Raw genomic sequence first — 18267 nt, 5'->3', positions numbered from 1 at the left:
CTAGCCCCGGCGGAGGTGCTCCTTGACCGCCCGGTGAGCACGCGGGCGCCCCGACCCGGCAGGATGGCGGGCATGGACACGGACACCCCCGAGGCCGGTGCAGCACCACGCGACGAGGGCGCGGGCGAGTCGACGTTCGGACCCGTCGGCATCGTCGGCGCAGGCGCGATGGGCGCCGGGATCGCGCAAGTGGCGGCGACCGCTGGCCACGGAGTGACGATCGTCGACCCCGTGGCGGGTGCGGCAGCGGCCGCCATCGAGAAGATCGGCACCGCCCTGACCCGCCTGGTCGAGAAGGGCCGCCTGTCGCAGGACGACGCGTCCGCCGCTCTCGCCCGCATCACGCCGGCGGAGGCCCTCGACGAGCTGCCCGGGTGCGGTCTCGTCATCGAGGCCGTGCCCGAGAACCTCGCGATCAAGCGGGGGATCTTCGCCGAGCTCGCCGATCACCAGCCCTCGACGACGGTCCTCGCCACGAACACGTCGAGCATCGACATCGACGAGATCGCCGACGACGTGGCCGACCCGGAGCGCGTGCTCGGGCTGCACTTCTTCAACCCGCCGCCCGTCATGGCCCTCGTCGAGGTGGTGCACGGCAAGCGCACCGCGAAGGCGTACGTCGAGCACGCGACCACGCTCATGGAGGCCTGGGGCAAGACCCCGGTGCGGTGCAGCTCGACGCCGGGCTTCATCGTCAACCGGGTGGCCCGCCCGTTCTACGGAGAGGCGCAGCGCATCGTCGAGGCCGGGATCGCCGACGCCGCCACGGTCGACTGGATCCTCCGCGAGAAGGGCGGCTTCCCGATGGGGCCGCTCGAGCTCACCGACTTCATCGGCCAGGACGTCAACCTCGCCGTMGGCACGTCGGTGTGGGAGCAGACCGACCACGACGAGCGGTACGCGCCGACCGACTTCCAGCGCAGCCTCGTCGAGGCGGGCCGGCTGGGCCGCAAGTCGGGCTCGGGTGTCTTCGCGTATGCCGCTGACGGCGAGGCCGAGGGGGCCGAGCCCGACCTCGGACTCGCCGAGCGGCTCGTGGGCGGGCCGGTCGAGACCGACCCGTTGGCCCGCACGCTGGCGATGCTCGTGAACGAAGCCGTCGACCTCGTGGCACGCGGCGAAGCGAGCGCGGAGGACGTCGACACCGCCATGCGTCTGGGCACCCGCTACCCGCGCGGACCCATCGAGTGGGGCCGCGACATCGGCTTCGACGTGGTGGCCGCGCAGCTCGCCGAGCTCGACGCCGCCTACCCCGGTGGGCGCTATCGACCGAGCCCGGCCCTCACCGACGGGAGCCTCGCGTGAGCGACACCGACGAGCCGCAGATGGGAAGGTATGCCGTCGGTGGCGAGGACGCCGCTGCCTTGGGCCACGAGGCCGGCCCGACCGAGGAGGGCGTCGCGTTCGCTCGGCAGATGTGGGCCGACGACGAGGCCTCGCGCCGGCTCGGCATGGGCGCCACCGTGATCGAGCAGGACCACGCGGTCGTGCGGATGGAGATCCGCGACGACATGGTCAACGGCCACGCCATCTGCCACGGCGGCTACATCTTCACCCTGGCCGACTCGTGCTTCGCGCTCGCCTGCAATTCGCGGGGGCGCCTCACGGTGGCGGCCGGGGCCGACATCTCCTTCACCGCGCCGGGCCGGCTCGGTGACGTCCTGGTCGCCGAGGCACGGGTGCGCTCGGCGTTCGGGCGCAGCGGCATCACCGACGTGACGGTCAAGCGCGAGTCCGATGGCCAGATCATCGCAGAGTTCCGCGGCCGCAGCCGCTCCCTCAAGCGCGGCTGACCCTGCACCGTCGAGAGGCCAACGTTTGCGGGTGCTCACCGTCGAGAGGCCAACGTTCGTCACGAATGTTGGCCTCTCGACGTGTCAGAGGCCGCAAACGTTGGCCTCTCGACGGTTGAGGAGGGTTTTGGGTCAGCGGGCGCGGCGGCTGCCGGCACGGGTGCCGGCGGAGAACGACGCGGCGCTGCCGCTGCTGCTCGTGGAGTAGACGGTCGACGAGCCACCGCGACGGCCCGAGCCGCCGGAGCCGCCGGACCGGCCCGAACCAGCCGCACCGCTGTTGCGACGACCGGTGGTCTGGGCCTCGGCGCCCTGGGCTGAGCGACGGCGGCCGGAGCCGCGACCACCGGAGCGGCCGGCGCCACGGGCGCCACCGCCCTGCGCGTCCGATCCCTGGTCGCCGCGGCCTCGACCGCGACCACCGTCACCCGGCCCGCGACCGTGCTCCGCAGCCGGGCGAGCGGCGCCGGCACCCCGGCCACCGCCGGAAGCGCCACCGCTGCCTCCACGACCGCGACCACGGCCGGAGCCGCCGGACGCGGAGTTCGAGCCGGAGCCCGAGCGAGCCGGGACGTCCTCGCGGACGAGGCCACCGGCATACGACCTCTCGCCGGGGGCGAGCTCGGTCAGGAGGGGGTGCCCGATCTGGACGCGCGTCGTCGTCGGCTTGATACCGGCCTTGCGGGTCAGGTCGCGGACGTCGCGCACCTGCTCGTCGAGCATCATCGTGACGACGATGCCGTCGTTGCCGGCGCGGGCGGTGCGGCCCGATCGGTGGAGGTAGGCCTTGTGCTCGACGGGCGGGTCGGCGTGGATGACGAGCGCGACGTCGTCGACGTGGATGCCGCGGGCGGCGATGTCGGTCGCGACGAGCGTCTGAGCGCGGCCCGAGTGGAAGTCGTCCATGTTGCGCGTGCGCGCGTTCTGGCTGAGGTTGCCGTGCAGCTCGACGGCCGGAACTCCCGAGGCGTTGAGCTGCTTGGCAAGCTTCTTGGCGCGGTGCTTGGTCCGCGTGAAGACGACCTTGCGGCCGGGGGCCGCGGTGAGGTCGAGGATGACGGACAGGTGCGAGCCGTTGTCGACGTGGAGCACGTGGTGGCTCATCGTCGAGACGGGCGACTGCGCCGAGTCGGCCTCGTGCGTCACGGGCTGGTGCAGGAACTTGTTGACGAGCACGTTGATGGCGCCGTCGAGCGTCGCCGAGAAGAGCAGGCGCTGGCTGTCGCGGGGCGTCTTCTCCATGATGCGGCGCACACCGGGCAAGAAGCCGAGGTCGGCCATGTGGTCGGCCTCGTCGAGGATCGTCACCTCGATGCTGTCGAGGTTGACGTGGCCCTGCTGCATGAGGTCCTCGAGGCGACCCGGGCAGGCGACCACGACGTCGACGCCGCCCCGGAGGCCCTGGACCTGCGGGTTCTGGCCGACGCCGCCGAAGATGGTCTGCGAGTTGAGGCCGAGCGCCTTGGCGAGCGGGGCCATCGCGGTGTCGATCTGCGTGACGAGCTCGCGGGTCGGGGCCAGGATCAGGGCGCGCGGGCGGCGGGCCAGACGGCTCCGGCGCGACTGCGACAACCGGGTCAGCAGCGGGAGCAGGAAGGCGTACGTCTTGCCGGAGCCGGTGCGGCCACGGCCGAGGACGTCGCGCCCGGCGATGGAATCGGGCAGCGTCGCGGCCTGGATGGGGGTCGGGGTGGTGATGCCGAGGCCCTCGAGGATCGTGACGAGGTCGGCGGGCACACCGAGAACGGCGAAGTTCGTGTCAGTGGACACAGGTGGGTACTCCAAAAAGTGGATGCGGTCGTTCTGCCCGGCGCGAGGGGCCTCAACGGCGAGGGGTCGCGGCGCAAGAGCGAATCGACGGGGCCGGCGAGCGACTGCCAGGCCAAGAAGAAGCGGCCCGAGGCAGAACTGGGCGGGCCACTGCGGACAGACTACCGGAGAGGTGCCGTCAACCCCTAAACGTGCGGTTCGCGGAGGCCTTGGCCACACCTCGCTAACGGTTCCGTCGTTGTCGTGGGCACCCGTGGCGAAAGATGGCAGGATCGGCGAATCAGCCCGGCGCACCGTTGCGCCCGATCGTTTGAACGCCCGGAAGGACCCAGCAACATGCGTCGCATGTCCCTCGTCGCCGTCAGCGGCGCCGTCGTCCTCGGACTCACGCTCACCGCGTGCGGCTCCGACACCTTGGAACCCGGCTCGTCGTCCGGCTCCTCGAGCAGCAGCGCCGGCTCGCAGACCACTGGTGCCGCTGACCCGGCACTCGTCGCCAAGGTCCCGGCAAAGATCAAGGCCGCCGGCAAGCTCGTCGTCGGCGTCGACGCGAGCTACGCGCCGAACGAGTTCGTCGCGACCGACGGCAAGACGGTCGAAGGCATGGACGTCGACCTGTTCAACGCGGTCGCGGCCAAGTTCGGCCTCACGGTCGACTACCAGAACGCCGGCTTCGACACGATCATCCTGGGCGTCAACGGCGGCAAGTACGACATCGGCGTCTCGAGCTTCACGATCAACCCGAAGCGCAAGGCCGAGGTCAACATGGTCAGCTACTTCAACGCGGGCACGCAGTGGGTCGCCAAGGCCGGCAACCCGAAGAAGGTCGACCCCGACAACGCGTGCGGCCTCACCATCGGCGTGCAGAAGGGCACGGTGCAGGACACCGACGACCTGCCCGCCCGCTCCAAGAAGTGCACCGACGCCGGCAAGGCGCCGATCACCTCCGTCGCGCAGGAGAAGCAGGACCAGGTCACCGCCGACCTCGTGTCCGGCAAGACCGACGCCATGCTCGCCGACTCGCCCATCGGCCTCTACGCGGTCAAGCAGACGAGTGGGCAGCTCGAGGCCATCGGCAAGATCTACGACGCCGCGCCGTACGGCTTCGTCGTGCCCAAGAAGCAGGCCGACTTCGCGCAGGCCATCGCCGACGCCCTCACCGCGATCAAGGCCGACGGCGCCTACGACGCAGCTCTCACGAAGTGGGGCAACGAGAGTGGCGGCATCAGCTCCTTCGCCGTCAACCCCTGATGTCCAGCCCGGGCACCACTGAGCGGCCGGGCGCCATCAGCGCCCGGCCCGTCCGGCACCCTTGGCGTTGGGTCGCGCTCGCCGTCATCGCCGTCGTCGTCGCGATGGTCGTGAGCTCGTTCATCACGAACCCGAGCTGGAACTTCCCGCAGGCCCTGCGGGTCATGCGGTTCAACCCCGTGCTCGAGGGGCTCATCAAGGGCACGCTCATCGGCACCCTGGGCGCCATGGTGCTCGGCATCGGGCTCGGTGTGCTCGTCGCGGTCATGCGCCTGTCGTCGAACCCCGTGCTGCGGGGGGTCTCGTTCGTCTACACGTGGTTCTTCCGGGCCATGCCCCGCTACGTCCTGCTCGTCCTGATGGGCAGCATCGGCTACCTCTACCCGCAGCTGGCCCTGGGCCTGCCCTTCGGCCAGCAGCTCGCGGGGGCGCTCGGCCTGAGCACCGACCTGACGTTCGCGACCCTCGACATCAACCGGATCAGCACGGGTGTCACCTCAGCCCTGATCCTCGGCATCCTCGGCCTCGGACTGTCCGAGGCGGCGTACATGGCCGAGATCGCGCGAGCCGGCATCCTGTCGGTCGACAAGGGTCAGGCGGAGGCCGCACAGGCCCTGGGCATGAGCTCGGGCAAGACGATGCGCCGCATCGTGCTGCCCCAGGCGATGCGCGTCATCGTGCCGCCGACCGGCAACGAGACGATCGCGATGGTCAAGGACACCTCGCTCCTGACGGCCATCCCGGTGCAGGTGGAGCTGTTCAACCAGACCCGCATCGTCGGCACGCGCACGCTGCAGATCATGCCGTCGCTCATCGCCGCGGTCGGCTGGTACCTCGTGGTCTGCTCGGTGCTCATGGTCGGGCAGTTCTACCTCGAGCGGTACTTCGGCCGGGGCTTCGGCCAGCCACGCAACCAGGCCAAGGGCGCCAAGAACAAGCGCTTCGCCCGAGACGGCGGGATGGGAGGAGCCTGATGACCACCACGACGGACAACACGTCCCGCTCGCGCACGGGTGAGACGCAGCCCCTGGTCCGAGCGCTCAACGTGGGCAAGAGCTTCCACGGCAACGAGGTGCTCAAGGGGATCGACCTCGAGGTGCACCGCGGTGAGGTCGTCGTGCTCCTCGGCCCCTCCGGATCGGGCAAGACGACGTTCCTGCGCTGCATCAACCAGCTCGAGTCGATCGACGGCGGACGCATCTGGGTCGACAGCGACCTCGTCGGCTACCGCGAGGACGCCAACGGAACGCTGCACCACCTGACCGACAAGCAGGTCGCCGCCCAGCGGCGCGAGATCGGCATGGTCTTCCAGCGCTTCAACCTCTTCCCGCACAAGACCGCGCTCGAGAACATCATGGAGGCGCCGACCCAGGTCAAGGGCGTCGGGAAGAAGGAGGCCCGCGAGCGGGCGCTCGCCCTGCTCCAGCAGGTCGGGCTCGGCGACAAGCCGAGTGCCTACCCCGGCGCGCTCTCGGGTGGCCAGCAGCAGCGAGTGGCCATCGCGAGGGCGTTGGCGATGGATCCGAAGCTGATGCTCTTCGACGAGCCGACGTCGGCGCTCGACCCCGAGCTCGTCGGCGAGGTGCTTCGCGTCATGCGCGAGCTCGCCGAGGGCGGGATGACGATGATCGTGGTGACGCACGAGATGAGCTTCGCGCGCGAGGTCGCCGACCACGTCGTCTTCATGGACGGCGGGGTCGTCGTCGAGGAGGGCAAGCCCGCCGACGTCATCGGCAACCCCCAGCAAGAACGCACCAGGTCGTTCCTGCGTCGGATGCGCCAGGAGGAGCAGGAACAGTCCCGCGCGTCGGAGCCGGTCCAGGTCGAACCCGACGGAGCGCCGACCGCCTGACCGGGAGTGTGCTGCGGGCGACGCTCGCCCACCAGCCGCGCCACCCCCAGCACGTCCCCGCACGCCCCGGCCCACACTCGTGGCCCGGGGCGTGCGGGCATGATGGGCCCATGACGACGGAGTCACGGCTGCCCGACCACGAGATCCCGACCATCGAGGTCGACGAGCTGCGGGCGACGCAGCTCGAGCGGCTCCAGCGGACGGTGCGGGCGGCATACGACCACGTCCCTCACTACCGCGAGGCGTTCGACGCGAAGGGCTTCCACCCCGACGACCTGCAGTCGCTCGACGACGTGGGCCGTATGCCGTTCACGACCAAGGCGGACCTGCGCGCCAACTACCCGTTCGGGATGTTCGCGGTGCCCCGCGAGCAGGTCGTACGCGTGCACGCCAGCTCGGGGACCACGGGCCGGCCGACCGTGGTCGGCTACACGAAGGACGACATCGACACGTGGGCCGACCTCATGGCGCGCTCGATCCGGCTCGCGGGCGGCCGCCCCGGCGACATCGTCCACGTGGCGTACGGCTACGGCCTGTTCACCGGAGGCCTGGGCGCGCACTACGGCGTCGAGCGGCTCGGCGCCACAGTGGTGCCCGTGAGCGGCGGCATGACCGAGCGGCAGGTCCAGCTCATCCAGGACTTCGGGCCGCGGGTCATCATGGTGACGCCGTCCTACTTCCTCAGCCTGCTCGACGAGATGGAGCGCTCGGGGGTCGACCCGGCCACGACGACCCTCAAGGTCGGGATCTTCGGCGCCGAGCCGTGGACCGAGTCGATGCGCCAGGAGATCGAGCGGCGCACCGGCATGGACGCCGTCGACATCTACGGCCTGTCCGAGGTGATGGGCCCCGGCGTCGCGCAGGAGGCGGCCACGACGAAGGACGGGCTGCACATCTGGGAGGACCACTTCTACCCCGAGATCATCGACCCGGTCACCGAGGAGGTGCTGCCCGACGGGGAGGTCGGCGAGCTCGTCTTCACCTCCCTGACGAAGCAGGCCATGCCCGTGATCCGTTACCGCACAAGGGATCTCACGCGCCTCCTGCCTGGCACGGCTGTCCCGTCGATGCGGCGGATGGAGAAGATCACCGGTCGCACGGACGACATGATGATCATCCGCGGCGTCAACGTCTTCCCGACCCAGATCGAGGAGCACGTGCTCGCCGAGCCGCGCCTGTCTCCGTACTTCCAGTGCGTGCTGACGCAGCCTGGCCGCATGGTCGAGCTCACCGTGCTCGTCGAGCCGCTGGCCCCGCTCGGCGCCGGCGAGGCCGACCAGATCGCCCGGGCGCTCGAGGCGACGATCAAGCGGCGCATCGGCACGTCGTGCCGGGTCGAGGTGCGCGGACCCGGGTCGATCGAGCGATCCATCGGCAAGGCCCGCCGCATCGTCGACGAGCGCCCCAAGGCCTAGGGCCCGCAGGCGTACGCCGTCCCGGCCGTTCCGCGGTCCCCTGTGGCCAGTGAGTGCTTGACTCGGAGCGTTGGGTCCGGCCGCGACCGGACATGCCGCATGCGAGGGAGCACTTCATGGCATCGATCGGGCAGCGCCTGTGGAAGGCCGGCAACATGGCGTCGGTGTGGGTCTACCGGGGAACCGGCGGCAAGCTGGGTGGACGGGTGCGGGGCGTCCCCGTCCTGCTCCTCACCGTCGCCGGGCGCCGGACCGGCGCGATGCACACGACTCCGGTCGGCTACTTCGAACAGGGTGGCGCCTACTACCTCGCGGCCTCGGCGGGCGGGCAACCCAAGGAGCCGCAGTGGATCCGCAATCTCCGCTCCAGCGCGACGGCGACGGTGCAGATCGGCCGCACGCAGCACCCGGTCACCGTCGAGGTCCTCAGGGGCGGCGAGCGCGACAGCATCTGGCGAGATCTCGTCGTGGCGAGCGCCCCGTTCTTCGCGGCCTACGAGACGAAGTCGGGTCGCCGCATCGCCGTCGCCAGACTGACACCCACAGGCTGAGGCCCCCCCGGCGCCATCAGGTGGCCCGATGCCGGAGGCCCTGCTGATGCCCGATGCCCCGCCGCCCACCGGGTCGCCCGTGCCGGCGCCGTATGCCGTCCGTGTGGCTGTTCTGGGACGTGCCCGGCGGCCTCGACCCGGCCGACCCGTCCAACCAGGACGCCTGAGAGTTCGTCGGCGACCAGATGTCCGCGATCCGGCTCAACGCCGAGCACGGGCGAGCGTCCTTCGCTGCCCGTGACTGGCCCTTCGAGCAGGCGTGGACGCGGTGGCGGCCCGACTCGTCGTGGACGGTGCCGGACCTGCGCGACGCCCGGCCGTCCGCGTGGTTCGACGTATCAGCGGTGCGGCGAGGGCCTCTGAACCATGGGCCGAAACGGTCCTGAGACCCGAGAGAGCACGAGGAGCACGCCATGGGCATTCCTCCGCACGCAGCCCGCCTCGCCGGCACCTGGCCGGTCCACGCAGGACGGTGGGCACCGGCGCCGTCGACCGAGGCGGCGACCCAGCGTCGCGACCGGTCGCGGCGCGGCGTCGGCGTCGTGCTTCAGCCGGCGCGCTGGGCCTCCCGCACGAGCGCCACGGCGTCCGTGTCGTCGAGGCCGGCCTGACGGGACTCCTCCACGAACCGGGCGGCGAGCGCCGCGAGCGCCGCCTCGGCCGCGTGGGCACCCGACGCGACGGTCGTACCGGCGCGGCTGTGCGCCTCGACAAGCCCCGCGGCCTCGAGCATCTTGTAGGCACGCGCGACCGTGTTGGCCGCGAGCCCGAGCTCTCCGGCCAGGCCACGAACGGTGGGCAGCTTGTCTCCCGGCAGGAGCCGACCGTCACGGATACGCGCCTCGAGCTGCGCGCGCACCTGCTCGAAGGGCGACTCGCCCGAGTCGTGGTGCACGACGAGGTCGCCGGCGACGTCGACGACGCGCGGATGGTCGGTCATCCCGCGATTGACCCATCGGACGTCACGGCTGTCAATGCGCACGGCCCGGCGGCCCCGGGAAGCAGCGTCAACTACATCGTGTAGTATCTACTACGACCTGTAGTTCCGCTGACCCTTCCGGGAGCCTCGATGGACGCGACGGACCTGGCCCGGTGGCAGTTCGCCATCACCACGGTGTACCACTACCTCTTCGTGCCGATCACGATCGGCATGTCCGCGATCGTCGCCTACTTCCACACCGCCTGGGTGCGCACGCACAACGAGCAGTGGCTCCGGCTGGCCAAGTTCTTCGGCAAGCTCTTCCTCATCAACTTCGCGCTCGGCCTCGTGACCGGCATCGTGCAGGAGTTTCAGTTCGGCATGAACTGGAGCGACTACTCGCGCTTCGTCGGCGACATCTTCGGGGCGCCGCTCGCGATCGAGGCCCTGCTCGCCTTCTTCCTCGAGTCCACCTTCCTCGGCCTTTGGATCTTCGGGTGGGGACGCATACCGGAGAAGCTCCACGCCGCGACGATGTGGATCGTGCACATCGGGACGATCCTGTCGGCGTACTTCATCCTGTCGGCCAACTCGTTCATGCAGCACCCCGTCGGCTTCACGTACAACAAGGCGACCGGCCGCGCCGAGCTCACCGACTTCTTCGCCGTGCTGACCAACAAGGTGCAGCTCGTCACGTTCCCCCACGTCCTCCTCGCCGCCTACATGGCGGGCGGCGCCGTCGTCATGGGTGTCGCGCTGTGGTGCATGAGACGAGAAGCCTTGCGCGCCAAGGACGCCGGTGAAGACCTCGCACGCAGCGACGCCCCGATGTACCGTCGCGCGACCCGCATCGCCGCCCTCGTGACGCTCGTCGCAGCGCTCGGCGTCTCCGTCACCGGTGATGTCCAGGGCAAGATCATGACCGAGGTCCAGCCGATGAAGATGGCCGCCGCCGAGGCCCTCTACGAGTCGGTCCCCGCCGGCGAGGGCGCCCCCTTCTCGGTGCTGTCGGTCGGCTCCCTGGACGGCTCGCACGCGAACGCCATCATCGAGGTCCCCGGCCTGCTCAGCTTCCTCGCGACCGGCAACTTCGACGGCGCGGTCAAGGGCATCAACGACCTCAAGGCCCTGTACGCCGACACGTACGGCGCGAGCGGCAACCCGCTCGTCGCCTCGGCGACGGGATACGCGCCGAACATCCCGACCACCTACTGGACCTTCCGTCTCATGATCGGGCTCGGCATGGCCGGCGCCGCCATCTCGATCGCCGTGCTCTGGCTGACCCGTAAGGGCCGCACCCCGACGGCACGCTGGCTGCTCTGGGCCGCAATCCTCGCCCCGTTCCTGCCGATCTTCGCCAACAGCTTCGGCTGGATCTTCACCGAGGTCGGCCGCCAACCCTGGCTCGTCTTCGGCCTCATGACCACCGCCAGCGGCGTCTCGCCCAGCGTCTCGATCGGGGAGGTCATCACCTCGATGACGGTCTTCACCCTGCTCTACGGCGCGCTCGCCGTCGTCGAGATCAAGCTCTTCCTGCACTACGTGCGCAAGGGCGCCGAGCTCTTCGAGCAGCCGCAGGACCCCGCCGACCGTGACGAGGACGCCCCCCTCGCCTTCGCCTACTGAAAGGCACTGGACCGCAATGGATCTCGCAACGTTCTGGTTCATCGTCCTCGGCATCCTGTGGACGGGGTACTTCGTGCTCGAGGGCTTCGACTTCGGAGTCGGCATGCTGCTGCCCGTCCTCGGCGGCAAGCGGTACGCCACCGACGCAGCGGACGCCGAGAAGCGTCGTCGCGTGCTGCTCAACACGATCGGCCCCGTCTGGGACGGCAACGAGGTGTGGGTGCTCACCGCCGGCGGCGCCACGTTCGCGGCGTTCCCGCACTGGTACGCAACGCTCTTCAGCGGTTTCTACCTGCCGCTGCTCGTCATCCTCGTCGCCCTCATCCTGCGCAACCTCGGCTTCGAGTACCGCCACAAGCGTCCCGAGGCATCGTGGAAGGCGCGGTGGGACCTCGCGATCTTCTGGGGGTCGGTCGTGCCGGCGTTCCTCTGGGGCGTGGCCCTGACCAACATCGTGCGGGGCGTGCCGATCGACGCGAGCAAGGAGTTCACCGGGAACGTCTTCACCCTGCTCAACCCGGCCGGGCTGCTCGGTGGATTCGTCTTCGTCGCGCTCTTCCTCACGCACGGCGCCATCTTCGTCGCCCTGAAGACCGAGGGCCGGATCCGCTTGGAGGCCCGCGCCATCGCCGAGCGTGTGGGCACCCTGGCCGCAGTGCTCGCCGTGGCCCTGCTGCTCTGGCTCGGGTTCACCGACGGAAAGGCGGCGTCGTGGGTCACGACGGCCGTCGCGGCCGTCGCCCTCCTTGGTGGGCTCGCGGCCAACCGCGCCGGCCGAGAGGGCTGGGCGTTCATCGGGACCGCGATCACGATCGGCATGGCCGTCGCGACGTACTTCCTCGTGCTCTTCCCGAACGTCATGCCGTCGTCGACCAACCCGGCGTGGAGCCTCACCGTCGACAACGCGTCGAGCACCGACTACACGCTCAAGGTCATGACGATCGTCGCGCTCGTCTTCACACCGATCGTCCTGCTCTACCAGGGCTGGACGTACTGGGTGTTCCGGAAGCGTCTGGGCACCAAGCACATCCCCGACGACTCGCCACTCGAGACCGCCCACCGCTGACGATGCCCGAGGCCACCCGATGAAGCCCTTCGACCCACGACTCCTCCGGACGGTCCCCGCCGCCCGGAGGCCCGTCGGCGTGCTCGCTGCCACTGGCGTGCTGACGGGCGTCGCGACCATCGCCACGGCGTTCGCGCTGTCGGCGGTGGTCGTGGCAGTGGTCGAGCGCGGCGACCTCACGCGGCCGGCTCTGTGGCTCCTCGTACTCTTCGCCTTCAGGGCGGTCCTCGCCGCCACCACCGAGTGGGTGGGCGCCTGGGCTGGAGTCTCCGTCTCATCGGCGCTGCGCGCCGGGCTGCTGCGGACATGGGGAGCCCGCGACGCTGACTCGCGCCCCGACCCCGGCACGGCCGTGTCGCTCGCCACGGCGGGCGCATCCGCCGTCGAGCCGTATGCCGCGCGTTACCTCCCGACGCTCGTGCACGCCGCGGTGGTGCCGGCCCTCGCCATCGGCACGCTCGTGGTCGTCGACTGGCCGAGTGCTCTTGTCGTAGCCCTCACCCTGCCTCTCCTCCCGGTCTTCGCTGCCCTCATCGGGCGCGCCACCGAGGACTCGACCGAGCGCCGCTGGGCCGCCTTGGCCGCGCTCTCCGGCCACTTCCTCGACGTCGTGCGCGGCCTGCCCACGCTCGTCACCTACGACCGAGCCCGCCGTCAGGTCGAGACGGTGCGGGCGGTGAGCGACCGACACCGCCGCGCGACGATGGAGACGCTGAAGATCGCCTTCCTGTCGTCGGCCGCGCTCGAGCTGCTCGCCACGATCTCGGTCGCCATCGTGGCCGTGACGGTCGGGCTCCGCCTGTCGCACGGGTCGATGGCGCTGGGCGCCGGGCTCGTCGCGATCCTCCTCGCGCCCGAGGCGTACTGGCCCGTGCGTCGGGTCGGCGCCGAGTACCACTCCGCGGCCGACGGGGCCGTCGCCCTCGACGCGATCCTCGCCGAGCTCGACCACCCCTCTCCGCCACCGAACGCCGCGTTCGACGCCGAACGCGCTGTTAGAACACTGAGTTCGCGATCGAACGCCGCGTTCGGTGCGGGTGAGTCGGGACGGCTGGGTGGGGAGGTTCGGCTCGATGGCGTCACGTACGCGTATGCCGGATCGCCCGTTCCCGTGATCCGTGACCTCACGCTCGCGGCCGGGCCCGGGCTCACCGTGGTGACCGGCCCGTCGGGTGCCGGCAAGTCCACCGTGCTCGATCTCGTCGCGGGTCTCCGGCGCCCGGCATCGGGCACCGCGACGGCGCCCGCCGCCCACTACGTGACCCAGCGACCCTTCCTCGCCACCGGATCGGTGCGCGAGGCTCTGACCATCGGCCACCCGGCCACGGACGAGCAGCTCTGGGAGGCACTGCGCGCCATCGGTGTCGACGGCGTCGTCGCCTCCCTGCCGAGCGGGCTGTCAGCCGACCTCGGCGACGACGGCTTCGGCCTCTCGGCCGGCCAGCGGCAGCGCCTCGCGCTCGCCCGGGCGTGGCTCGCCCCCGAGACCGTCCTGCTCCTGGACGAGCCGACCGCGCACCTCGACCCCGAGGGGGCCGCACACGTCGCCCACGTCGTCGCCGAGCTCGCCGAGCGACGCACCGTCATCGCGGTCACCCACCGTGACGAGCTGCTGGCCTACGCCGACCAGCACGTCGAGGTGCGTCGCCCAGCCGCCTCCGGCTCGAGCGCCCACGACGTCGAGGAGGCCGTGCGATGAGCGCCGACACCCGTCCCGTCTGGTGGCCCACCTCGGGCACCCTGCGTGGCGGCCTGCTCGGTGGCGTCGCGACCGCCTCCGGCATGGCCCTCACCGCGACGTCGGGCTGGCTCATCGTCCGCGCGGCGGAGCGCCCGGTCATCCTCACCCTGCTGACGGCGATCGTCCTGGTCCGCGCGTTCGGCATCGCCCGGCCGGTGTTCCGCTACTGGGAGCGCCTCGTCAGCCACGACGCCGCCCTGCGCCTGCTCGCCGGTCGCAGGGCCTCGACGTACGAGTCCCTCATCCCCCTGACGCCCGCGCGGCTCGGCCGGCGGCGTCGGTCGGACGTGCTGACCGGAGTCGTCGACGACCTGACGGACGCCGTCGACGCGCAGGTGCGCGTCACCGTGCCCGTCATCTCCACCGCTATCGCCGGCAGCCTCGTGATCGCCCTGACGATGGCCCTCTCGATGCCGGTCGGCCTCGTCATGCTCGCCCTGGGCGTCGCCGTCACCCTGGTCAGCGCCCTTGCCGCGAGGCTCGAGTCCCGCTCCCTCCCAGAGCTGCTCGCTGCGCGAGCCGAGGTGAACCGGGTGAGTGAGCTCGTCGCGAGCCAGGCCACCGAGCTGCGTGCTGTCGGCGGCTGGGCGACGGCCATGACCTGGCTGGACGGCGCCCACGCCACCCTCGCCCGCAGCACGCGCCGCATCAGCGCAGGGCGCTCCGTGGCGGCATCGCTCTACCTCGTCGCCGTGGGAGCCGCCGTCGCGGCCACCGCGGTCATCGCGCGCGACCTCGACGTCGCCACACCGGTCAAGGCCCTGCTCGTGCTGACGCCGGTCGCCGTCTCGGACGCCGTCACCCCACTCGTCGACGCGATGCGCGCGCTGGCGCGGGCCAACGGCAGCGAGCGCCGCATCGACGCCCTGCTCGGCCTGATCCCGGCCGTCGCCGATCGGCCCGCAGCCACGGAGACCACCGACGAGCGCGGCACCCAGCCCGCTGCAAGCGCGCGCCCCGGCCCGACGGCATACGCCTGCGGTGTCGTCGACCTGCGCGACGTCACGGCGTCGTGGACCGGGGAGCGCACCGACCTCTCGCCCACCGACCTCACCGTCGAGCCCGGCACCGCGATCGCCGTCACCGGCGCGAACGGGAGCGGCAAGTCGACCCTGCTGGCCGTGCTCGCCAGGCACCTCGACCCCACCAACGGGAGCTACCACCTGAACGGCGACGATGCCCTCGACCTTCCTCTGTCGCAGGCACGTTCGCAGGTGGCGGTCGTCGACGACGAGACGCATGTTCTCGCCACCAGCCTGCGCAACAACCTCGTCCTGGCCAGCCCCGAGGCCCCCGACGACGCCGTCGACCGCGCGCTCGTGGCGGCTGGCCTGGGCGACTTCCGACAGGAGCTCACCGAAGGCCTCGACACGGTTCTCGGCGCCGGCGGCCGTGGCCTCTCCGGTGGGGAGCGCGCCCGTCTCGGCATCGCCCGGGCGCACCTCAGCGCGCGGCCGCTCGTGCTCCTCGACGAGCCGGTCGCCCACCTCGACCCACCCACGGCGCGCGCCGTCGTCGAGGACCTCACGTCACTCACCGACGGGACGGGCACCAACGGCAACGCCCGGACGATCATCATGGTGACGCACCGCGACGACGGGGCCGACCTGTTCGACCGTGTCGTCGAGGTGCGGCGCCGGCCATCGGCGACGATGGCTCCCACCGCGGTCACCCAGCCGGACGACCGCACGCACGAAGCCGGCCGACAGCGTCGGCAGGGCCGATAGATTGGAACTGCCATGCCCAGCACACCACGCAACCGCCTCGGCGATCTCGAGCGCGCCGTCATGGAGGAGCTCTGGGGCACCGCCGACGCCCACCCGGAGGGCCGCACGGTGCGTGAGGTCCACGACTCCATCGGTGTCGAGCGGGGCCTCGCCTACACGACCCTCATGACAGTGCTCGACCGCATGGCGAAGAAGGACCTCGTGGAGCGGGAGCGCGACGGCCGCGCCTGGCGCTACCGGCCCGCGTCGAGCCGCGCCGAGCTGACGTCCGAGTCGCTCCACCACACGCTCGGCGAGCTCGCCGGTGACACCCGCCGGTCGGCGCTGCTGCACTTCCTCGGCGAGTCCACACCGCAGGAGATCGACGAGCTCAAGGCAGCGCTCGCCGAGCTCGAGGCCCGCCGACCCGACGACCGCAGAGCCTGACCCGTGCTCGTCGTCGCGGGACTCGTCGCCCTGGCGGTCCTGCTGGCTTGGCCGGTCCCCCGCGCCCTCGCCCGGGTGACCAGCCTGCGACGCGCCCCCCGGGCAGCGCTCGTGCTCTGGCAGTCCACCGCCGTGGCCGCAGTGCTCGCCGCCCTCCTCGCCGCGCCTGCAGCCCTGCCGGCACTGCTCGGGCAGCAGGTGCGGCTGTCGCAGAGCTGGCCGACCGTGACCGTCGCCGCTCTCCTCAGCGCCGTCGTCGCGATCCGGCTCCTGCTGTCCGGCGACCGCGTCGGCCGCAACCTGCGCGCCGCCCGGCGCCGCCACCGCGACCTCGTCGACCTGCTCGGCACGCCCGGAGAGGGCGCCGACCGCCACATGCGCGTCCTCGAGCACACGACCCCGACGGCATACTGCGTGCCCGGCGTGCGACGCCGCGTCGTGCTCACCCAGGGCACCCTCGACCGCCTCGGTCCCGACGAGCTGACCGCCGTGCTCGCCCACGAACGCGCCCACCTCGCTGCCCGCCACGACCTCGTCATGGAGTTCTTCACGGTCGTGCATGAGGCGATGCCGCCGTTCCTGCGCTCCGAGGCCGCGCTGCGCGAGGTGCACCTGCTCATCGAGGTGCTCGCCGACCGGGCCGCCGTGCGCCGTGCCGGCGCGGTCAACACAGGGCGCGCGATCGTCGCGATGGCCGGCGGCCCCAAGCCGGTCGGCGCCATGGCGATGGCCGACAGCACCCGGGTCGCGAGCGCCCGCATCCAGCTGCTCGACGCCCAACGCATCGCAGGCCTGCCCATCGCCGTCGTCGCCGCAGCCATGTATGCCGTGTCGACCCTCCTCGTCGCCGCTCCCCTCGTGCTCTACGGACTCGCGATCACCGAGCTGTCGCTCGTGTGACGCCCCCGGCGCCGCCCTCGATAGGGTGAGCGCATGCGCGTACTCGTCAGTGGCGGAACCGGTTACATCGGCTCGCACACCGTGGTCCAGCTCGTCGCGGCGGGGCACGACGTGCTCATCGTCGACAACTTCGGCAACAGCAAGCCGAGCGTCGTCAACCGCCTCGAGGCCCTCACCGGCCGGCACCTGCCGGTGCACTCGTTCGACCTCACCGACCACGACAAGACCGAGCACCTCTTCGCGAACGAGCCGATCGACGCGGTCATCCACTTCGCGGGCCTCAAGGCCGTCGGCGAGAGCGTCGAGCTGCCCCTGGAGTACTACGAGAACAACCTCGGGTCGACCTTCTCGCTCGTGCGTGCGATGCGCCGCCACGGCGTGACCAAGCTCGTCTTCAGCTCGTCGGCCACCGTCTACGGCACCGACCAGGAGGCTGCGACCGAGGAGCGCCCGACCTTCGCGACCAACCCGTACGGCTGGACCAAGGTGATGCAGGAGCAGATCCTGCGCGATGTCGCCGTCGCCGACCCGTCCATCCGCGTCGCGCTGCTGCGCTACTTCAACCCGATCGGCGCCCACGCGTCGGGCACCATCGGCGAGGACCCGCAGGGCATCCCGAACAACCTCGTGCCCTACATCGCGCAGGTCGCCGTCGGTCGCCGTGAGTTCCTGTCGGTCTACGGCGACGACTACCCCACCCCCGACGGCACCGGCCAGCGCGACTACATCCACGTCGAGGACCTCGCCGCCGGCCACCTCGCCGCCCTCACCCGCCTCGGCACCATGGACGAGCCCGTCGGCACGTGGAACCTCGGCACCGGCCAGGGCACGTCCGTGCTCGAGATGCTGCACGCGTTCGAGCGCGCCGTGGGTCGCGAGCTGCCCTACCGCGTCGTCGACCGCCGACCGGGTGACGTGGCGGTCTCGTTCGCCGACCCGGCCAAGGCGAACCGTGAGCTCGGCTGGGCCGCGACACGCACCATCGACGACATGTGCGCCGACACGTGGCGCTGGCAGCAGGCCAACCCCACCGGCTACCCCGACTGACCGCCCAGCCCAGCCCACCCCGTCGGGAASTGGGCACTCGACCAAGGCAGGCCCGTCGGGAAGTGGGCACTCGACGGGAACAGCCCGACGCAACCTCCCGTCGAGTGCTCACTTTCCCGCACCCACCCCGTCGGGAACTGGGCACTCGACCAAGGCAGGGGCATCGGAAAGTGGGCACTCGAC

The 18267-nt window shown here is 71.2% G+C and carries 16 protein-coding genes; 14 read left to right on the top strand and 2 right to left on the bottom strand.

The genetic code is table 11. From position 1 onward, the window contains the following. Positions 1-72: 72 nt before the first annotated feature. Both AC1DE0_RS12285 and paaI read left to right on the top strand, forming a co-directional pair. Complete coding sequence (locus AC1DE0_RS12285) at positions 73-1305, top strand: 3-hydroxyacyl-CoA dehydrogenase NAD-binding domain-containing protein (protein ID WP_478100839.1); 1233 nt, start codon at positions 73-75, stop codon at positions 1303-1305. After that, complete coding sequence (gene paaI, locus AC1DE0_RS12280) at positions 1302-1793, top strand: hydroxyphenylacetyl-CoA thioesterase PaaI (protein WP_478100836.1); 492 nt, start codon at positions 1302-1304, stop codon at positions 1791-1793. The genes AC1DE0_RS12285 and paaI overlap by 4 nt, the downstream gene beginning before the upstream one ends. A 132-nt stretch (positions 1794-1925) precedes the next feature. Here the strand turns inward: paaI and AC1DE0_RS12275 are convergent, their stop codons facing one another. Next, positions 1926-3563: a DEAD/DEAH box helicase gene (locus AC1DE0_RS12275; RefSeq protein WP_478100833.1), complete on the bottom strand. Its 1638-nt coding sequence runs from the start codon at positions 3561-3563 to the stop codon at positions 1926-1928. Between the two features lie 336 nt (positions 3564-3899). Between AC1DE0_RS12275 and AC1DE0_RS12270 the strand changes: the two genes are divergently transcribed. The 5 genes from AC1DE0_RS12270 (at position 3900) to AC1DE0_RS12250 (ending at position 8632) form a co-directional block, all read left to right on the top strand. Then, complete coding sequence (locus AC1DE0_RS12270) at positions 3900-4814, top strand: ABC transporter substrate-binding protein (protein ID WP_478100831.1); 915 nt, start codon at positions 3900-3902, stop codon at positions 4812-4814. Continuing rightward, a complete protein-coding gene (locus AC1DE0_RS12265) occupies positions 4814-5788 on the top strand; it encodes an amino acid ABC transporter permease (protein WP_478100829.1) in 975 nt (324 codons plus the stop codon). Before AC1DE0_RS12270 ends, AC1DE0_RS12265 begins: the two co-directional genes overlap by 1 nt. Continuing rightward, a complete protein-coding gene (locus tag AC1DE0_RS12260) occupies positions 5788-6666 on the top strand; it encodes an amino acid ABC transporter ATP-binding protein (RefSeq protein WP_478100827.1) in 879 nt (292 codons plus the stop codon). Before AC1DE0_RS12265 ends, AC1DE0_RS12260 begins: the two co-directional genes overlap by 1 nt. Positions 6667-6776: 110 nt before the next feature. Then, complete coding sequence (gene paaK / locus AC1DE0_RS12255; RefSeq protein WP_478100825.1) at positions 6777-8081, top strand: phenylacetate--CoA ligase PaaK; 1305 nt, start codon at positions 6777-6779, stop codon at positions 8079-8081. 116 nt (positions 8082-8197) lie between these two features. Continuing rightward, positions 8198-8632, top strand: a complete 435-nt coding sequence (locus AC1DE0_RS12250) for a nitroreductase/quinone reductase family protein (RefSeq protein WP_478100823.1) — start codon at positions 8198-8200, stop codon at positions 8630-8632. Between the two features lie 547 nt (positions 8633-9179). Here AC1DE0_RS12250 and AC1DE0_RS12245 read toward each other — a convergent pair. Beyond that, the gene (locus AC1DE0_RS12245) at positions 9180-9572 is read right to left on the bottom strand and encodes a GntR family transcriptional regulator (protein WP_478100821.1); all 393 of its coding nucleotides are present in this window, start codon (positions 9570-9572) and stop codon (positions 9180-9182) included. Positions 9573-9701: 129 nt separating this feature from the next. On the opposite strand from AC1DE0_RS12245, the gene AC1DE0_RS12240 reads away from it, so the two are divergent. From AC1DE0_RS12240 to galE, 7 genes are read left to right on the top strand one after another with little or no spacing between them, the layout of a single operon-like run. Next, positions 9702-11177: a cytochrome ubiquinol oxidase subunit I gene (locus AC1DE0_RS12240; RefSeq protein WP_478100819.1), complete on the top strand. Its 1476-nt coding sequence runs from the start codon at positions 9702-9704 to the stop codon at positions 11175-11177. A gap of 16 nt (positions 11178-11193) precedes the next feature. Next, positions 11194-12243, top strand: a complete 1050-nt coding sequence (gene cydB, locus AC1DE0_RS12235) for a cytochrome d ubiquinol oxidase subunit II (protein WP_478100816.1) — start codon at positions 11194-11196, stop codon at positions 12241-12243. 19 nt (positions 12244-12262) lie between these two features. Further along, complete coding sequence (gene cydD, locus AC1DE0_RS12230; protein WP_478100812.1) at positions 12263-13942, top strand: thiol reductant ABC exporter subunit CydD; 1680 nt, start codon at positions 12263-12265, stop codon at positions 13940-13942. Beyond that, positions 13939-15711, top strand: a complete 1773-nt coding sequence (cydC, locus tag AC1DE0_RS12225) for a thiol reductant ABC exporter subunit CydC (RefSeq protein ID WP_478100810.1) — start codon at positions 13939-13941, stop codon at positions 15709-15711. Before cydD ends, cydC begins: the two co-directional genes overlap by 4 nt. A gap of 12 nt (positions 15712-15723) precedes the next feature. Then, a complete protein-coding gene (locus AC1DE0_RS12220; RefSeq protein ID WP_478100808.1) occupies positions 15724-16137 on the top strand; it encodes a BlaI/MecI/CopY family transcriptional regulator in 414 nt (137 codons plus the stop codon). 3 nt (positions 16138-16140) lie between these two features. Continuing rightward, positions 16141-17037, top strand: coding sequence for a M56 family metallopeptidase (locus AC1DE0_RS12215; RefSeq protein ID WP_478100806.1), 897 nt, complete (start codon positions 16141-16143; stop codon positions 17035-17037). 33 nt (positions 17038-17070) lie between these two features. Beyond that, positions 17071-18084 (top strand): UDP-glucose 4-epimerase GalE, encoded by a 1014-nt coding sequence (galE, locus tag AC1DE0_RS12210; protein ID WP_478100804.1) that lies wholly within the window; start codon positions 17071-17073, stop codon positions 18082-18084. Positions 18085-18267 lie beyond the last annotated feature (183 nt).

The organism is Terrabacter sp. 05T424, assembly GCF_056396225.1.
This window is presented reverse-complemented; position numbering and strand designations above follow the sequence as displayed.